Origin of the sequence: Klebsiella sp. EMBS2024, from assembly GCF_036233805.1 — a bacterium.
GTDB lineage: Bacteria > Pseudomonadota > Gammaproteobacteria > Enterobacterales > Enterobacteriaceae > Klebsiella > Klebsiella pneumoniae.
The window spans coordinates 3,000,496-3,016,699 of record NZ_JAZARW010000001.1 but is presented as its reverse complement, the minus strand read 5'-3'; the positions used below and the strand labels follow the sequence as shown (position 1 = coordinate 3,016,699).

Below are 16,204 nucleotides of genomic sequence, written 5' to 3'. Positions count from 1 at the left end.
AATCATTATCTCCATTCTAAATGAACTTGATAATCATTCGCATTTTGATAGCATGAAACATAGCAAAGGCTATATTTCCAGAGGCAGAAGATGACTAGCAGTCGCGTTGAGAATAGCAGTAGTCGCGCCGCGCGCAAGGTGAAGCTCGCCTTAATGGGCCCGGCTTTCGTCGCTGCCATTGGCTATATCGATCCGGGTAATTTCGCCACTAACATTCAGGCCGGCGCCAGCTTTGGCTACCAGCTGCTGTGGGTCGTGGTGTGGGCTAACCTGATGGCGATGCTGATCCAGGTGCTTTCTGCCAAACTGGGCATTGCCACCGGCAAAAACCTGGCCGAGCAGATCCGCGACCATTACCCGTGTCCTGTTGTCTGGTTTTACTGGGTACAGGCGGAAATTATCGCTATGGCCACCGATCTGGCTGAATTTATCGGCGCCGCAATTGGCTTTAAGCTGGTGCTCGGCGTGTCGCTTCTGCAGGGGGCGGTGCTGACCGGGGTGGCGACTTTTCTGATCCTGATGCTGCAGCGGCGCGGGCAAAAACCACTGGAGAAGGTGATCGGTGGATTGTTGCTGTTTGTCGCCGTGGCCTATGTCGTGGAGTTGATCTTTTCCCAGCCCGCGCTGGCTCCTCTGACGAAAGGGCTGGTGATCCCCACGCTGCCCAACGGGGAGGCGGTATTCTTAGCCGCCGGGGTACTGGGGGCGACCATTATGCCGCACGTTATCTACTTACATTCCTCGCTTACCCAGCATCTGCATGGCGGAACGCGAAAAGAACGCTATAACGCGACCCGCTGGGATGTGGCGATCGCCATGACCATTGCCGGGTTCGTCAATCTGGCGATGATGGCGACCGCTGCGGCGGCATTCCACTTTAATGGCCATACCGGCGTCGCCGATCTCGATCAGGCCTACATGACGCTGGAGCCGCTGCTGAGCCACGCGGCGGCGACCATCTTTGGCCTCAGCCTGATTGCCGCCGGTTTATCGTCGACCGTGGTGGGCACTCTGGCAGGTCAGGTCGTTATGCAGGGATTTATCCGCTTTCATATTCCGCTGTGGTTTCGCCGGGCGATCACCATGCTGCCGTCGTTTGTCGTCATTCTGCTGGGGCTGGATCCTACGCGCATCCTGGTAATGAGTCAGGTGTTGCTCAGCTTTGGCATTGCGCTTGCCCTGGTGCCGCTGCTGATATTTACCAGCAATGCGAAGCTGATGGGGGACCTGGTGAATACCCGTTGGGTGAGAGGCATCGGCTGGGCGATAGTCGCTATTGTGGTGAGCCTGAACGGCTGGTTAATAGTGGGGTCGCTGCTCGGGGTGGATTAATTGATTCCTGATGCTGAATAAAGTAAAGGGGAGCCGATGGGCTCCCCTTTTCGTTTGTTAGTGATGGCCATGTCCATGACCGTGACCGCGCCCACCCGGGCCGCGTCCCCAGCCGCCGCGGTGGTCATCGCGGTCGTTCCAGCCAGCACGATAGCCGCGCTCCCAGGCTTTATCTCTGCCTTTGTACCAGCCTTTGTGCCAGCCGTTGTCATGACGATGCCAACGGTTATCACGCCATTCATAGTGACGACGCCAGTAATCACGGTCGCGCCAGCTGCCACCGTCCCAGTAGTTACCGTAATTGTCACGATCGCCTATTTGTAATTTTACCGACGGCAGCAGGGTGATTTCACCAGCGTTAGCGACCAGTGGCCCTGCGGCCAGCAGTACTGCTGCCAGAATCAGTGACCTGAACATACTCTTCTCCTTCACGATCGGGGCCGTAAGCGGCCTGTTAACCTGATATTACGGGCCGGTAAAGACCCGCCGCATCGGACGAACTCCGAAAGCGCAGGAAAGAGCACTTTTTGCTAAAGTAACATTTGCTTTACAGCGCAAGGATGGCGTCGATGGCCGCGCACTCCTCGGTGGTGAAATGGCGATTCTGCAGCATGCCGACGGCATCATCCAGTTGCGCGGTTTTGCTGGCGCCGATCAGCACCGAGGTGACTTTCTCTTCGCGCAACACCCAGGCCAGCGCCATCTGCGACAGCTTCTGCCCACGCGCTTCCGCCTGCCTGTTAAGCTGACGAATTTTTTCTAATCGGGCAGGAGTCAGTTGTTCCGGCTGCAGAAAACGACTGCTGCTGGCGGCGCGCGAGTCGGCCGGAATGCCGTTGAGATAGCGGTCGGTAAGTTGCCCGCCGGCCAGCGGTGAAAACGCTATGCTTCCAATCCCTTCCGTCTGCAGAAAATCCAGCAGTCCTTCTTCCACGCCGCGTTCGAACATCGAGTAGCGAGGCTGGTGAATGATGCAGGGGGTGCCGAGGTCGTTAAGGATCTTCACCGCCTCCCGCGCCTGGGCCAGAGGATAGTTGGAGATCCCGACATATAGCGCTTTACCCTGATGAACCAGATGATCGAGCGCACGCATCGTTTCCATCAGCGGCGTCTGTGGATCAGGCCGGTGATGGTAAAAAATATCGACGTATTCCAACCCCATGCGTTTAAGGCTCTGGTTAAGACTGGCTACCAGATATTTTCGCGATCCCCAGTCGCCGTAAGGGCCGTCCCACATCGTGTAACCTGCTTTAGTGGAGATGATTAACTCATCGCGATAAGGCAGGAGCGACTCTTTCAGGATGCGGCCAAAGTTGCTTTCCGCCGAGCCCGGCGGCGGCCCATAGTTGTTGGCCAAATCGAAATGGGTTATACCGAGGTCAAAAGCGTGCAGGAGCATCTGCCGGCTGGTTTCCACTCGCGTTTCATCGCCAAAGTTATGCCACAGGCCAAGGGAAATAGCCGGTAGCTGCAGACCGCTGCGGCCGCAGCGACGGTACTCCATCGTTTGATATCGCGTGGTGCTTGCCTGGTAAACCATTCTTCCTCCGCCGACAAAACAGGATGTGTATACGTTTACACTAAACAATGTTCTGCGTGGAGTACACTGCTTTTTCTGCGTAATTATTGCTTTACACTGCCATTATCAGCTCCCATCTGGACAGGCGGATCGCTTATTCAATACTCAAATTACACCTGCACCAAAATGAGGATAATGGATATGCAACCGACCTACACTATTGGGGATTATCTGCTGGATCGCCTTGTCGACTGCGGTATTGATCGCTTGTTCGGCGTGCCGGGAGATTACAACTTACAGTTTCTCGATCGCGTCATCGCGCACAGCGCCTTGGGGTGGGTCGGCTGCGCCAACGAGCTGAATGCGGCATATGCCGCTGACGGCTATGCGCGCATCAAAGGGGCCGGTGCGCTGCTGACCACTTACGGCGTCGGCGAATTGAGCGCGCTGAACGGCATTGCGGGTAGCTATGCGGAACATATTCCGGTATTGCATATTGTCGGTGCGCCCTCTACCGGCGCCCAGCAGCGCGGCGAACTGCTGCACCATACCCTCGGCGATGGCGATTTTCGCCATTTCGCCCGCATGAGCGAGCAGATCACCTGTAGCCAGGCGCTGCTGACCGCCGGCAACGCCTGCCATGAAATCGACCGTGTGCTGCGCGATATGTTGACGCATCATCGCCCCGGCTATTTGATGCTGCCAGCCGATGTCGCCAGAGCGGCAGCGATTGCCCCAGCCCAGCGCTTGCTGGTGGAGCCCGCTCCGGCGGATGAAAACCAGCTTGCCGGGTTCTGCGAACATGCCAGCCGCCTGCTGCGGAGCAGCCGACGCATTTCCCTGCTGGCGGACTTCCTGGCGCAACGTTATGGCCTGCAGAAGACGCTCCGGGAGTGGGTGGCGAAAACGCCTGTCGCCCATGCGACGATGCTCATGGGCAAGGGATTGTTTGATGAGCAGCAGAGCGGGTTTGTCGGCACCTACAGCGGGATTGCCAGCGCGCCGCAGACCCGGGAGGCGATTGAAAACGCCGACACCATCATCTGCATTGGCACGCGCTTCACCGACACCATCACCGCAGGATTTACCCAACATCTGGCGCGGGAAAAGACTATTGAGATCCAGCCCTTCGCCGTCAGGGTGGGCGATCACTGGTTCAGCGGGGTGCCGATGGATAAGGCTTTGGCCGCGCTGATGACGCTTTCCGCCCCGCTGGCGGCGGAGTGGGCTACACCTCAGATCGTGGCGCCGGAGGCTGAGGAGGGCGCTGAAGGCGAGTTGACCCAGAAAAATTTCTGGGCGACGGTGCAGGGCGCCCTGCGTCCGGGGGATATTATTCTCGCCGATCAGGGGACGGCCGCCTTTGGCATTGCGGCGCTGAAGCTGCCCTCTGAAGCATCGCTGATCGTCCAGCCGCTGTGGGGCTCGATTGGTTTTACTCTCCCGGCCGCCTATGGCGCACAAACCGCGGCGGCGGAGCGGCGGGTGGTGCTAATTGTCGGCGATGGCGCGGCCCAACTGACCATTCAGGAGATGGGCTCCATGCTGCGTGATAAGCAAAAGCCGCTTATTCTGCTGCTGAATAACGAAGGGTATACCGTGGAACGGGCGATTCATGGTCCAGAGCAGCGCTACAATGACATCGCTCTGTGGGACTGGCAGCGGCTGCCGGAAGCCTTCGCCCCTGACGTTGCTTCGCGCTGCCGACGGGTCACTCAGACGTCTGAACTGCGGGAGGCGATGACGGAGAGCATCACCTCCGATACCCTCACTCTGGTAGAAGTGATGCTGCCGAAAATGGATATCCCCGATTTCCTGCGCGCGGTGACGCAGGCCCTTGAGGAGCGAAACAGCCGCGTTTAATCGGTATGCCGTTTGGCAATCATCAACGGTCTCCCGGCCAGCAGCAGCCAGGCCGGGAGCATCACCATACACAACAGCGGCAGCAAAGTCGTATCCGGGACCACCACGGCGGCCATAAACAGGCTCAACCAGCCGTCGCGAGTGACGACCAGCACCATGCCGAGGATCGCGCAGGAAACGGTGATTGCCGCCGGCACCGCGTCAACATGAGCATGCAGCATCAGCCCCAGCGCTACCCCGACGAACACCGCCGGGAAAATTCGCCCGCCGCGAAAGCCGCTGGCTGAGGCAAGAACCAGGGCCGCCAGTTTGACCAGCGCGATAAGCAGAAAATCCGCGGCGGTTAGCGTCTGGCTGAAGGCCAGCTGCTGCATCTCATCCAGCCCTTTAAATAGCGTTAAGGGCCCGCCTATCGTCCCCACGATCCCCAGCAGCAGCCCGCCGATGCCGAGGGTCAGGATTGGATTTTTCAACCGATGCATCAGGGCATGCAGTCGCGGCAGACACCAGACGGCCACCATGCCGACGGCGATAGCGATCAGGGCGACGATAATGCCGCTGAGAATATCAACGAAGCGCATCTGACCATAGTGCGGGATCGGCAGCGAAAAATGGGGATGGAAAAACAGACCCGTCGTCAACGCGCCGGCGGCGGCGGCGAGGAGGGGAGCAAAGAGGCGATCCCACAGTGGCGTATCGTTGCTGCTATTGAGGGTTTGCGAAAAAATCAGCGCGGCGGCAACCGGGGTACCGAAGAGGGCACCGATGGTGCCTGAGGCCGCGAGGATGGTCCAGTCCAGCGAGCTGACGCGCGGAAACAGTCGGGAGCCGACGGCGACAGCCAGCGCGATATTCACCACCATAATCGGATGCTCCGGGCCGAGGCTGACGCCGCCGGCGAGGCCGAGGATCAGTGCGGCCAGGAGTCCGGGCAGCGCGCCGGTGGCAATGGGAGCGCCGATTAACGACTCGGTCGCTGGATCCGGCCCGGCGTGCCCGGGGCTGTAACGAATGACCAGACCCACCGCTATGCCTGTCGCCGTCAGCATGGCGATGATCCACAGCGGGCTGTCGGCGCTCACCCCCAACTGCGCGGGCAGATTGCTCCACAGTACGCGCTGCAGCAGCGCGGCAACCTTCATCGCCACGATCAGGATCAGGCTGCAGGCGATGCCTATCAGGATGGCCGGCACCGACAGGATCAGCATTGTTCTGGCGCGAGGATGGAGCATGGAAATGTCCTTGTAAAAGTGCTGGAGCACTACTTTGCCTTCGTCAGCGGAGACCGTCGATGCAAATGGTGCTGAAACGATAAAGTTAAGGTGACATCTGATATCCGGCGCGTCCTTTACAGGCTACCTTGCATAGATTACAAACTAAATGTGACCTGTGTCGCTAAACAAGGGGCGTCTGCGCGTTGGACGTTGTTGTTAAGCCGCCATGAATTTACAGTGTGCCAAAAGATTTATTTTGACTTTAGCGGAGCCGTAACGGAATGACAAAATTTGCTTTAGTAGGAGATGTCGGGGGGACCAACGCCCGCCTGGCGCTATGTGATCTGGCGAGTGGAGAGATCTCTCGCGCAAAGACCTATTCCGGGCTCGATTACCCCAGTCTGGAGGCAGTGGTGCGCGTCTACCTCGAGGAGCACCAGGTAACGGTCAACGAAGGTTGTATCGCCATCGCATGCCCGATTACCGGCGACTGGGTGGCGATGACCAACCATACCTGGGCTTTCTCTATCGCCGAAATGAAGCGTAACCTCGGCTTTGCCCATCTGGAGATAATTAACGATTTTACCGCTGTTTCAATGGCCATTCCGATGCTGAAAGCTGAGCACCTTATTCAGTTTGGCGGCAGTGCGCCGGTAGCGGGCAAACCGATCGCCGTTTATGGCGCCGGGACCGGGCTCGGCGTGGCGCATCTGGTCCACGTTGATAAGCGTTGGGTCAGCCTGCCGGGCGAAGGCGGTCATGTTGATTTTGCCCCGAACAGCGAAGAAGAAGGGATCATTCTGGAAGAGCTACGCGCCGAGCTGGGGCATGTTTCCGCAGAACGCGTGCTCTCAGGTCCCGGGCTGGTCAACCTGTATCGCGCGATTGTCAAATCGGACGGCCGACTGCCGGAGAACCTGCAGCCGCGTGAGGTGACCGAGCGAGCGCTGGCGGACAGCTGCACCGACTGTCGTCGGGCGCTGTCGCTGTTCTGCGTCATTATGGGACGCTTCGGCGGTAACCTGGCGCTGACCCTCGGGACGTTTGGCGGGGTGTATATCGCCGGCGGCATCGTGCCGCGCTTCCTGGAGTTCTTTAAAGCCTCTGGTTTCCGCGGCGGTTTTGAAGACAAAGGCCGTTTTAAAGCTTATGTTCAGGATATCCCGGTTTACCTGATTGTGCATGATAACCCAGGCCTGCTGGGCTCCGGCGCGCATCTGCGTCAGACGCTGGGCCAGGTGCTTTAAGCATTCTTCTCCCGGGCTACCGTCGTAGCCCGGATGGCGGTGCTTTCCGCTCTCTACAGATTCATCAGCTGGCGAAACTCTTTCACTTTACTGCGACTGACCGGAACCTGAAACTCCAGGTCACGCAGGCGCAGCACATAGGTGTTGTTGAACCACGGCTCAATTTCCCGAATTTTGCTGAGATTTACGCAATACGAGCGGTGGCAGCGGAAGAAATGCGCGGTGGGCAGTTTGCTGCAGAATTCAGTAATGTTCATCGGCATGACGAATGACTCCCGGCGGGTATAGACGAATGTCATCTTTTCATGTGCCTCGGCATAATAAATATCATGAATACTGGTGACGATGATCCGCTCATCTTTGATCAGATTGATGGTGTCGTTTTCCCGTGGCGCTGCGCTGGCTAATCCTGAAGCAGCGTTATTTTGCTGCTGCCAGGCGGTGGTCAGCTTTTGCAGCATATTGATGATGCGCGACTCCTGGTAAGGTTTCAGGATGTAGTCAAAGGCTTCCAGCTCAAAGGCTTCCACCGCATGTTCTTTCCACGCGGTGATAAAGACGATAAAAGGTTTATGGGCAAACTGGCTGATGTTTTGCGCCAGCAGAACCCCGTCGAGCGACGGAATATTGATATCGAGAAAGATGGCGTCGACCTTGTTGTGCTGGAGAAATTTCAGCACGTCCAGGCCGTCGTCAAAGCTGCCGACGATCTCCATCTGGCTATGGGTGTTAATAAGCCAGGAGAGCTCCTGCTGGGCCAGAAACTCATCCTCCACAATGATAACTTTCATCTTTTCTCCGCTCATGACAACAGCGACTCCGTCAGCGCCTGCGGCGTAGAGTTATTGGGGACATAAAAGGCGATTTCGGTTCCCGGCGTCAGATTGCGGATATGCAAACCCTCGCCGTAGAGAAGTTTCACCCGATGATGCACATTGAGCAGGCCGATTTTGTTACCCGGCATCTCATCGGCTTCCACGCGGGCGACCACGGCGGGATCGATACCGTTGCCCGTATCGCGAACGCTGATGCGTACCCGATTGCCGCACTCGTTAATGCCGATCGTCACCACGCCTTTGCCTTTACAGGGTTGAATACCGTGAACGATGGCATTTTCCACCAGCGGCTGGATAAGCAGGCTCGGGATCACGCAGCTGACGTCGTCGTCAATATCGTAGATGACCGTCAGCTTGTCGCCGAATCGCGCCTGTTCAATAGCGATATAATCTTTGATCTGATACAGCTCTCGTTTGATATCAATCTGCTCATCGTCTTTTAATTCGATGTTATAGCGCAGGTAGCGCGACAGATTAAAAATGAGCTGGCGCGCGGTGTCCGGATTAAGGCGAATCGAGGAGGAGATCGCGTTCAGCGCATTAAATAAAAAATGCGGGTTAATTTTGCTTTGCAGGGCGCGCAGCTCCGCTTTGTTGGCCATCTCCCGCAACTGTTCGGCGCGGGAGACTTCCAGCTGGGTGGAGATTATTTGCGACAGGCCAATCGCCATCTCCTGCAGCGTCGAAGTGATGCGATGGGCGTGGCAGTAATAGATTTTTAGCGTGCCGGTCACCACCCCTTTTTCCCACAGCGGGATCACCATCAAGGAGTGGATCTCCGGGGTACGGTGGGCTTCGTCATTGTTTTTTATGATGATTTTCCCATAACGAATCGCCTGCCGGGTGGTGGGGCTAATCATATCGTCGTGGCGTTGATAGTTGGCTTCACCGACGCCCACGTAGGCCAGCACGTGCTCGGTATTGGTGATCGCCACCGCGTCGGCGGTAATGTCGCGGCGGATAATCTCGCAAACCTGGCGCAGAGAATCGCTGTTAACGTGTCGAAACAGCGGCAGGGTTTTGTTGGCGATATCGAGCGCCAGTTTCGCCTGCCGCGCCGCGCTGGCCTCCTTTTCCCCTTCAACGCTCTGCACCAGCAGCACGATAAAGCCGATGCAGACGCTGCCGAGGATCATCGGGATACCAATTTTCGAAACAATATCTACGCCGAGACTCAGGGAAGGCGCCCAGACCACCACCAGGATCATGGTCAGAGTTTCACACATCATCCCCGCCAGAATGCCGATTTTCCACCGTTGTTCGCGGGCCACTTTACGATTAATCAACCCCGACAGCAGGCCGGCGACAATGCTGGTGATAAAGCAGGGCACCGCGGTCACGCCGTCGATATCAATCAAATAGCGGTGCACGCCGGCAATCGCCCCGACAATCGCGCCCACCCAGGGACCAAACAGGATCCCACCGGACATCACGGCGATAATGCGCACGTTCACCAGGGACCCCTCAACCGGGACGCCGGACCAGGTACTAAATAGCGCGAACAGCGAGAAAATGGCTGTCACCGCCAGCAGCTCTTTCGGAGTATGGGCCGACTTATGCAACAGTTCGCGGAACAGGCGCAGGCGAATAAGGAAAAAGAGGCAAATAAGCATCAGGGCCGCACGATCATAGACCGCCAGCATCATAGTAAAGATTTCGTGCATGGGTGCGCCGCGTCAGTGGCCAGAAAGGGACATGATAAAAAACCTGACGGCAGAAGACCAGCCGTGGAACCATAAAGCGGAAAAGTTGCACTTTTTAAAGGGGATTAATTAAAAAGCATCGCGATAGCGGCGGTCTTCGCCATTAACGATAATATTCTGTGTTAAGAAAGATATCAGTGTGTTACCACTTTTATACAACCCGGGATTATTCCGCCAATGAACTGCCGCATTTAGCGCAGTCGATACCCGTTTTATATGCCAGGGAATATTTTTTAACGGGCCTCTCGACAACATGAATTTTTTCAGGTTATTTTCTAAACGAGCCGCAACAGCGGCAGCGTCGCTCGGACGGTCCGGGCGCTAACGTTAATTAGAGGAACCTATGGCTGAATCCAGTCCTGAACGCCGTTTTACGCGTATCGATCGTCTCCCTCCGTACGTTTTTAACATTACTGCTGAACTGAAAATGGCTGCGCGTCGGCGCGGCGAAGATATTATCGATTTCAGTATGGGTAATCCCGATGGCGCGACGCCGCCGCATATCGTGGAAAAACTCTGCACCGTTGCTCAACGGCCTGACACCCATGGTTACTCTACCTCGCGGGGGATCCCGCGCCTGCGTCGCGCCATTTCACGCTGGTATGAAGAACGCTATAACGTCGATATCGATCCGGAATCGGAAGCGATCGTCACCATTGGTTCGAAAGAGGGGCTGGCGCACCTGATGCTGGCGACGCTGGATCATGGCGACACCGTACTGGTGCCGAACCCCAGCTATCCGATTCATATCTATGGTGCGGTAATCGCCGGGGCGCAGGTGCGCTCAGTGCCGCTGGTGGAAGGGGTGGATTTCTTTAACGAGCTGGAACGCGCCATCCGCGAGAGCTATCCGAAGCCGAAGATGATGATCCTTGGCTTTCCCTCAAATCCGACCGCGCAGTGCGTCGAACTGGATTTCTTTGAAAAGGTTGTCGCTCTGGCGAAGCAGTATGACATTCTGGTCGTCCACGATCTGGCCTATGCCGATATCGTGTATGACGGCTGGAAAGCGCCCTCCATCATGCAGGTGCCCGGCGCGCGGGATGTCGCCGTCGAGTTCTTTACCCTGTCGAAAAGCTATAACATGGCCGGCTGGCGCATTGGCTTTATGGTGGGTAATAAGACTTTGGTGAATGCCCTCGCTCGTATCAAAAGCTATCATGACTACGGGACTTTTACTCCGCTGCAGGTGGCGGCGATAGCTGCGCTGGAGGGCGATCAGCAGTGCGTGCGCGATATTGCCGAACAGTATAAGCGCCGTCGCGATGTGCTGGTCAAAGGGCTTCATGAGGCCGGCTGGATGGTGGAGTGTCCGAAAGCGTCTATGTACGTGTGGGCGAAAATACCGGAACCTTACGCCGCCATGGGGTCGCTGGAGTTTGCGAAAAAGCTGCTTAATGAAGCGAAGGTTTGCGTCTCGCCGGGGATTGGCTTTGGCGACTATGGTGATACCCACGTCCGCTTCGCGCTGATCGAGAACCGGGACCGTACGCGCCAGGCGATCCGCGGTATCAAGGCGATGTTCCGCGCGGATGGTCTGCTGGCCTCCGCGAGCTAGCGCTGCGGGCAGCACGGCAAAATAAAAACGGGAGCATGAAGGCTCCCGTTTTTTTTGACACCGCTGCAGTCTAGATCATCAGGGCAAAAGTACCGGCCCAAACGATGACCATAAAAGAGAGGCCCATAAAGAAGTATTTCACGACTCATCACTCCACGCGCTTGTGCGACGTTCAAATGAATTAATTGTTCTGTTTTTTCAAGGGCTGTCGCCAGTGTAACTTCACCCTGCAGCAGCCCGTAATTCTGTGCGTTTAGTGCTCCAGATGGCGCTAATGTACGCCTAAAAAATCAGGGAAACAAGAGGCATTTTTTTATTAATTTTTAGTTACTTACGAGTGTCGTGATTCGGCGACACATTAATTTCACAGGGTAATAAATTTAGCGCCAGCGACGCGAAGGAAACGGGTTTTAGCGATGGGGCGGGCGGAGAAGGCCAACGAGAGCGCGCGGCATTATCTTTGCCACGCGCCGCCGTCGGTTCAGGGCAGGTCTGAGGCGCGCTGTCGCCACTCGGCCGGGTAGTGTGCCGGGATAAAGCGCAGCGTCAGCGCCATGAGTAGCAGGACGCAGATCGCATGCCAGGACCAGTCAAGCGTGTAGTTCCCGCTCAGGCTACGCAGCAGGCCGGAAAGCCAGGGCGACAGACCGGCGATGATAAATCCGATCCCCTGCATAAAGGCTACCAGCCTGCCGGCCACCGCCGGTTGTCCGGCGTGATCCAGCGCCAGCACCAGGCACAGAGGAAACGCGCCGCCCAACCCCACGCCGCAGGCAATGGCCCAGAGCGCAGAGAAATGCTCTGGCAGCCAGATAAAGCCGCAGAAGCCAATCAGCTGTAGCGCCAGCGCTAGCAGAAGAAGCTGGCGCCGATCCTCCTGGCGAGCCAGCGCCGGGAGCAGCAGCGCGCCGGCGGTTTGCCCGACGGTCAGCAGCGCCAGCAGCGAACCGCTGTACTGGGCGCTGTCGCCTAGCTGGATGTAGTAAGGAGGCAGCCAGGCGATCAGGCTGGCGTAACCGGCATTGATCAGTCCGAAATAGAGTCCCAGCGTCCAGGCGCGGCGCTGGCCAATAATCGCGACCCGGGGGGAAGCGCTGGCCTGATGCGGTGCGCGAGGCAATTGCCGACAAATCGCCAGCCAGCTGAACAGAGCCAGGAGCGCAGGGAGCGCCCACCAGGCTAGCGCATCATGCCAGGCCGCGCTATGTGACGCCAGCCATGGGGTGAACGCGGCGCCTAACCCGCCGCCGCCCATCAGCGCCGCTGACCATAGTCCCATCACCAGCGGCGTCCGTCGGGGAAAGAGGTGCTTAATTACCGCCGGGATGGCGGCCTGAATAATGCCGATGCCAATTCCTCCGGCCAGAGCGCTGGTGAGCAGTAAGCCACTATTCGGGGCGATTTCCCGCAGCAGGGCGCCTGCCGTGATAATCAGCAGGCTCAGCGCAATACTGCGCTTTTGACCGATATAGCGATCGACCCAGCCAGCGGCCAGCGCCAGCACCCCCATCGCGATCACCGGCAGCGCGGTCAGGAGTGCGGCCAAGGTATAGCTCATGCCGCTGGCTGCGCGGATGTCCGGCAGCAAAGGACCAATGGAGGTAAGCAGCGGCCGCATATTGATCCCAGTCAGTACCAGGACTGCCAGCGTCAGGTTCTGTCGCAGCGCTGGTGTCATGACTGCCGTTCCGCCCAGCGCTGATAAAGTTCAGTTCCCTCCGGCTGCGGGCGATGATGGATCGGCAGCGTTTGCTGGGCCAGCGGCTGCTGCAGCTGCTGATAAATCGCGGCGGTCGAGAGCTGAAAAGGCTCCCCGTCCTGATTGCTATTGGCGAAAAACACTTCCCGCACGCCGGTTAAATAGAGCGCGCTCAGGCACATAGGGCAAGGTTGTCCGCTGGCATAGATGACGCATTCGCGCAACGCCGCGCTTCCCTGTCTGGCGGCAAGATCGCGAACGGCGTTCAGTTCGGCATGCGCCGTTGGGTCACCGCTCAGATGAAAGGTATTGACGCTTTCAGCGACAATCTCATCATTCCGCACCAGCACGGCGCCGAAGGGGCGCCCACCGTCAGCAATGTTTTGTTTTGCCAGCACTAATGCGCGCTGAAGATAACGATCGTGAGCGGACATAGTCACTCCTGCATAAAACGATGTTAAAGGTGAAATATGTTGAGGGTCGTGCGAAGAGGGTACGTCTCTTGTTTCATAAGTTAAAAGACTTATTTATGATAATGCCTATTGGAATTTCTTATAGATGGGCCGATGCTTCTGCGCCAACTTTCCTACTTTATCGCTGTGGCTGAACATTGTGGCTTTTCCCGCGCCGCCGCGGCGCTGCATGTCTCCCAGCCTGCACTGTCACAGCAGATACGCCAGCTGGAAGCGATGCTGGAGGTTCAGCTTTTCGACCGCTCTGGCCGACGTATTCGCCTGACCGATGCCGGTGAGATCTGGCTGGAGTATGCCCGTCGCGCGTTACGCGAGCTTGAGGAAGGTCGGCGCGCCTTGCATGACGCAGAAGATCTCCAGCACGGTAAACTCCGCATTGCTATGACGCCAACTTTCACTACCTATATGCTGGGCCCGCTGATGGAGGCGTACTACCGACGCTATCCTGGAGTAAAAGTGCTTATCCAGGAGATGAACCAGGAGCGGATGGAGGCGATGCTGCTGGAGGATGTACTGGATGTGGGGATTGCCTTTGACGACAGCCGGTCACAGGAAATTGTGGTTCAGCCGCTGCTGACGGAAACGCTTGCGCTGGTGGTGAGCCGTGCGCATCCGCTGGCAGGAGAGCGCGACTTGCAACTGCAGGCTCTCGACGCCCAGCCGCTAATTTTACTGAGCAGCGAGTTTGCTACCCGCGAGCAGATTGATCGTTATTGCCGCCTTCATCGGCTCGAACCAGACGTGCGGATGGAGGCCAACTCCATCGGGGCCGTTCTGTCGGTTATTCGAAGCACAACGTTAGCAACGCTGCTGCCGGCGGCGATCGCCGGACAGTTTGATGATGTGGTGGCGATTGAGCTAAGACCTGCGCTGCTGCAGCGCACGGCCTGTTTATTGCAGCGGCAGGGCGCCTGGCAGAGCGCCGCAGCGCGCGAATTCATCACCCTGGCCCGAGAGAACGCGATAACGATTGAGCAGGAAAACCGCCAGTCCCTTGCCTGAAGGACTACGTTACTCGCCGGCGAACTGCGACTCACGGCTGGCTTCGCTGCCGATATCGCCTTCATCGGGCTGGGCATTCTCTATAAGCATGCCTTCTTCCTTAAGCCTTTCCAGCACGTGATGAAAGAGCTGAGTCTTGTCTGGCTCAGCCATACTCTGCAACTTCTCATTAAATACAGTATGGGACTGAACAAGATAATGGATAAATTCCAGCAATACCTCACTTTGCGGCAGGACGGTTAATTCCTGCTGGATGTAACGGGTTTGATCCAGTAGCGGATTTTTCGTCACGTCCATAGGCCGGGCGCTAATACTGTGGGCGTATATTTTCTCAATGGCCTGGCTGGTGATATAGATGCGGTTCAATGATATCGAGGGGCGTTCGTCTTCCTCTGGAATGAAATGACAATAAACAAATGGTTTATCCGGCAGCATCATGCTGAGGCGGTTTTCGAAAAGAATATCATCTGGCGCCTCCAGCAGCGCCATTAGGTTCCGACAGTGTGGATGCCAGAGCCCTGAAGCAAATACCTTTACGTTGAACTGGGTTACCGTATTTCCGCGCAGGGTTTCCATCGTCGGAATATCGCCTTCAAGCCGCAGAATGCTGCGGATATGGGAGTGATGCGACCAGACTGTTTCTCCTGCCTCGACTGAGGTAAATGGATTAAACGCGCTGGTTACCTCTTTTTCCTGATGGGAGAGGACGGCGATTTTTAATATTCCCGGCGTTGGGTTAAGCTTAAGACATAGATTGATTGCGCCTATATCATGCCAGTGAAGAATGTCTTCCAGTTCGCAGTTTAATAATTTTTGCGCCCGCGCCAGAGAGCAATACTCCATTGGCGGTAAATTATTTAGCTTCCAGATATTCCGTTCTGTAATATTCATAAGAATTGTATGTCGATGAAAAAATAAATCGCCATGGTGAGCAAAAGTATCAATGACAATGATTTATTTTTTCTGCTGACTTCCTTTACCTGATTAACAAAATCCATTCACATTGAGAATAATATATCGATAAATTGGCTGTTTTTATTGTTTTGCTNCCGCATATTTACTCTTTCCCGTTATCTTATCATCTCTTATTCGTAGAGAAAAATAGTTTGCTGAATATAAGCGTTTCTTCCTGTTTAGCAGCAATATTTAAGGTGAGTATGAGCGGAGCACGAAAAAAGGGACGGTCAATTTGGCAAACTTTGTGGTCGGCAGGAAGTATCAAACAGACGCCTGCGGCGCCTGTCGAAGCTACCTGTAGTTATTGCGGCATAGACAGGAAGCGGTCACCCGGTTGCGCGATGGCATACCAGGCCATCATTTCGGCAGTGCCTGGCTGGCCTTCAGCAGGCGCCCAGGCCATAGTGTCCATTTCGGCAAGCGGTTGATAAGCGCCTTGTTTGACTTCAAATACCATGCCGCCTGCGTCGAGCGAGAGCACCGTATGCCAGGTGCCAGCCTCCATTTCCAGCGCCGTACAGGTTTCACCCAGCACCACCCGGTTGGTGACCACGCCGTGGTCATCAAAATTCAGCACCACAAATCGGCCTTTCAGCGGCAGTAAAAGTTCGAAGGTATGTCTGTGCCGGTGCGGGCGGATATAGGTGCCGGGTTCCATGGCGATGGCCAGACGCTGTATCGGGTCGCTTAGTTCGGGATGAAAATTGCGATGGGCACGCAGGCGCGGAGCACTGGCTGCCGCTTCGCTCTGCTGCTGCATATCGCTGAGGGTGATCTGTTTCATATCAACGCCTGGCTCCT

At 56.5% G+C, this 16,204-nt stretch carries 17 protein-coding genes; 6 read left to right on the top strand and 11 right to left on the bottom strand.

The annotated features are described in order from the left end of the window. Positions 1-90 precede the first annotated feature (90 nt). Entirely contained in the window at positions 91-1,332 is a 1,242-nt protein-coding gene (locus VZP09_RS13880) for an Nramp family divalent metal transporter (RefSeq protein ID WP_032415289.1), read from the top strand. Between the two features lie 57 nt (positions 1,333-1,389). Here the strand turns inward: VZP09_RS13880 and VZP09_RS13875 are convergent, their stop codons facing one another. Both VZP09_RS13875 and mgrA read right to left on the bottom strand, forming a co-directional pair. Continuing rightward, positions 1,390-1,749, bottom strand: a complete 360-nt coding sequence (locus tag VZP09_RS13875; RefSeq protein WP_002913419.1) for a DUF2502 domain-containing protein — start codon at positions 1,747-1,749, stop codon at positions 1,390-1,392. A gap of 130 nt (positions 1,750-1,879) precedes the next feature. After that, complete coding sequence (gene mgrA / locus VZP09_RS13870) at positions 1,880-2,872, bottom strand: L-glyceraldehyde 3-phosphate reductase (RefSeq protein WP_002913417.1); 993 nt, start codon at positions 2,870-2,872, stop codon at positions 1,880-1,882. A gap of 180 nt (positions 2,873-3,052) precedes the next feature. On the opposite strand from mgrA, the gene VZP09_RS13865 reads away from it, so the two are divergent. Next, the gene (locus VZP09_RS13865) at positions 3,053-4,714 is read left to right on the top strand and encodes an alpha-keto acid decarboxylase family protein (RefSeq protein ID WP_023280392.1); all 1,662 of its coding nucleotides are present in this window, start codon (positions 3,053-3,055) and stop codon (positions 4,712-4,714) included. Here VZP09_RS13865 and VZP09_RS13860 read toward each other — a convergent pair. After that, complete coding sequence (locus VZP09_RS13860) at positions 4,711-5,946, bottom strand: ion channel protein (protein ID WP_004154521.1); 1,236 nt, start codon at positions 5,944-5,946, stop codon at positions 4,711-4,713. The genes VZP09_RS13865 and VZP09_RS13860 overlap by 4 nt on opposite strands. A 263-nt stretch (positions 5,947-6,209) precedes the next feature. Between VZP09_RS13860 and glk the strand changes: the two genes are divergently transcribed. Further along, complete coding sequence (glk, locus tag VZP09_RS13855; protein ID WP_002913377.1) at positions 6,210-7,175, top strand: glucokinase; 966 nt, start codon at positions 6,210-6,212, stop codon at positions 7,173-7,175. A 53-nt stretch (positions 7,176-7,228) separates the two neighbouring features. Here glk and VZP09_RS13850 read toward each other — a convergent pair whose 3' ends face one another. Together VZP09_RS13850 and VZP09_RS13845 are read right to left on the bottom strand one after the other, a co-directional pair. Beyond that, positions 7,229-7,966 (bottom strand): LytR/AlgR family response regulator transcription factor, encoded by a 738-nt coding sequence (locus tag VZP09_RS13850; RefSeq protein ID WP_002913374.1) that lies wholly within the window; start codon positions 7,964-7,966, stop codon positions 7,229-7,231. 11 nt (positions 7,967-7,977) lie between these two features. After that, positions 7,978-9,675: a sensor histidine kinase gene (locus VZP09_RS13845; RefSeq protein ID WP_004149230.1), complete on the bottom strand. Its 1,698-nt coding sequence runs from the start codon at positions 9,673-9,675 to the stop codon at positions 7,978-7,980. On the opposite strand from VZP09_RS13845, the gene VZP09_RS13840 reads away from it, so the two are divergent. Then, positions 9,674-9,787, top strand: a complete 114-nt coding sequence (locus VZP09_RS13840) for a hypothetical protein (protein ID WP_032415287.1) — start codon at positions 9,674-9,676, stop codon at positions 9,785-9,787. The genes VZP09_RS13845 and VZP09_RS13840 overlap by 2 nt on opposite strands. Here VZP09_RS13840 and VZP09_RS13835 read toward each other — a convergent pair. Beyond that, positions 9,784-9,969, bottom strand: a complete 186-nt coding sequence (locus VZP09_RS13835) for a phytanoyl-CoA dioxygenase (RefSeq protein ID WP_004188912.1) — start codon at positions 9,967-9,969, stop codon at positions 9,784-9,786. The two genes, VZP09_RS13840 and VZP09_RS13835, sit on opposite strands and share 4 nt — an antisense overlap. Positions 9,970-10,057: 88 nt before the next feature. On the opposite strand from VZP09_RS13835, the gene alaC reads away from it, so the two are divergent. Further along, entirely contained in the window at positions 10,058-11,272 is a 1,215-nt protein-coding gene (gene alaC, locus VZP09_RS13830; protein WP_002913372.1) for an alanine transaminase, read from the top strand. Between the two features lie 70 nt (positions 11,273-11,342). On the opposite strand, the gene ypdK is transcribed toward alaC, so the two are convergent. The 3 genes from ypdK to VZP09_RS13815 all read right to left on the bottom strand — a co-directional run bounded on the left by ypdK (position 11,343) and on the right by VZP09_RS13815 (position 13,405). Next, positions 11,343-11,414, bottom strand: coding sequence for a membrane protein YpdK (gene ypdK / locus VZP09_RS13825; protein WP_099119320.1), 72 nt, complete (start codon positions 11,412-11,414; stop codon positions 11,343-11,345). A 339-nt stretch (positions 11,415-11,753) separates the two neighbouring features. Continuing rightward, on the bottom strand, positions 11,754-12,950 hold the full coding sequence (locus tag VZP09_RS13820; protein WP_040170024.1) for a CynX/NimT family MFS transporter: 1,197 nt from the start codon (positions 12,948-12,950) through the stop codon (positions 11,754-11,756). Beyond that, positions 12,947-13,405 carry a nucleoside deaminase gene (locus tag VZP09_RS13815; protein ID WP_032418583.1) on the bottom strand — a complete coding sequence of 153 codons (459 nt, stop codon included), beginning with the start codon at positions 13,403-13,405 and terminating at the stop codon, positions 12,947-12,949. Before VZP09_RS13815 ends, VZP09_RS13820 begins: the two co-directional genes overlap by 4 nt. 132 nt (positions 13,406-13,537) lie before the next feature. On the opposite strand from VZP09_RS13815, the gene cynR reads away from it, so the two are divergent. Further along, positions 13,538-14,446 carry a transcriptional regulator CynR gene (cynR, locus tag VZP09_RS13810; protein ID WP_040170026.1) on the top strand — a complete coding sequence of 303 codons (909 nt, stop codon included), beginning with the start codon at positions 13,538-13,540 and terminating at the stop codon, positions 14,444-14,446. A gap of 9 nt (positions 14,447-14,455) precedes the next feature. On the opposite strand, the gene VZP09_RS13805 is transcribed toward cynR, so the two are convergent. Together VZP09_RS13805 and VZP09_RS13800 are read right to left on the bottom strand one after the other, a co-directional pair. Further along, positions 14,456-15,337, bottom strand: a complete 882-nt coding sequence (locus VZP09_RS13805) for a hypothetical protein (protein WP_029884305.1) — start codon at positions 15,335-15,337, stop codon at positions 14,456-14,458. 367 nt (positions 15,338-15,704) lie between these two features. Further along, positions 15,705-16,187, bottom strand: a complete 483-nt coding sequence (locus VZP09_RS13800) for a WbuC family cupin fold metalloprotein (protein WP_004174945.1) — start codon at positions 16,185-16,187, stop codon at positions 15,705-15,707. Positions 16,188-16,204 lie beyond the last annotated feature (17 nt).

What these genes read in the sequence shown, in the direction of transcription:
- VZP09_RS13840 (WP_032415287.1), top strand. Translation starts at nt 9,674, where the DNA reads ATGGGTGCGCCGCGTCAGTGGCCAGAAAGGGACATGATAAAAAACCTG.
- VZP09_RS13835 (WP_004188912.1), bottom strand. Translation starts at nt 9,969, where the DNA reads ATGTTGTCGAGAGGCCCGTTAAAAAATATTCCCTGGCATATAAAACGG.
- VZP09_RS13850 (WP_002913374.1), bottom strand. Translation starts at nt 7,966, where the DNA reads ATGAAAGTTATCATTGTGGAGGATGAGTTTCTGGCCCAGCAGGAGCTC.
- glk (WP_002913377.1), top strand. Translation starts at nt 6,210, where the DNA reads ATGACAAAATTTGCTTTAGTAGGAGATGTCGGGGGGACCAACGCCCGC.
- VZP09_RS13845 (WP_004149230.1), bottom strand. Translation starts at nt 9,675, where the DNA reads ATGCACGAAATCTTTACTATGATGCTGGCGGTCTATGATCGTGCGGCC.
- VZP09_RS13820 (WP_040170024.1), bottom strand. Translation starts at nt 12,950, where the DNA reads ATGACACCAGCGCTGCGACAGAACCTGACGCTGGCAGTCCTGGTACTG.
- VZP09_RS13815 (WP_032418583.1), bottom strand. Translation starts at nt 13,405, where the DNA reads ATGTCCGCTCACGATCGTTATCTTCAGCGCGCATTAGTGCTGGCAAAA.
- mgrA (WP_002913417.1), bottom strand. Translation starts at nt 2,872, where the DNA reads ATGGTTTACCAGGCAAGCACCACGCGATATCAAACGATGGAGTACCGT.
- alaC (WP_002913372.1), top strand. Translation starts at nt 10,058, where the DNA reads ATGGCTGAATCCAGTCCTGAACGCCGTTTTACGCGTATCGATCGTCTC.
- VZP09_RS13800 (WP_004174945.1), bottom strand. Translation starts at nt 16,187, where the DNA reads ATGAAACAGATCACCCTCAGCGATATGCAGCAGCAGAGCGAAGCGGCA.
- cynR (WP_040170026.1), top strand. Translation starts at nt 13,538, where the DNA reads ATGCTTCTGCGCCAACTTTCCTACTTTATCGCTGTGGCTGAACATTGT.
- VZP09_RS13865 (WP_023280392.1), top strand. Translation starts at nt 3,053, where the DNA reads ATGCAACCGACCTACACTATTGGGGATTATCTGCTGGATCGCCTTGTC.
- VZP09_RS13860 (WP_004154521.1), bottom strand. Translation starts at nt 5,946, where the DNA reads ATGCTCCATCCTCGCGCCAGAACAATGCTGATCCTGTCGGTGCCGGCC.
- VZP09_RS13875 (WP_002913419.1), bottom strand. Translation starts at nt 1,749, where the DNA reads ATGTTCAGGTCACTGATTCTGGCAGCAGTACTGCTGGCCGCAGGGCCA.
- VZP09_RS13805 (WP_029884305.1), bottom strand. Translation starts at nt 15,337, where the DNA reads ATGAATATTACAGAACGGAATATCTGGAAGCTAAATAATTTACCGCCA.
- VZP09_RS13880 (WP_032415289.1), top strand. Translation starts at nt 91, where the DNA reads ATGACTAGCAGTCGCGTTGAGAATAGCAGTAGTCGCGCCGCGCGCAAG.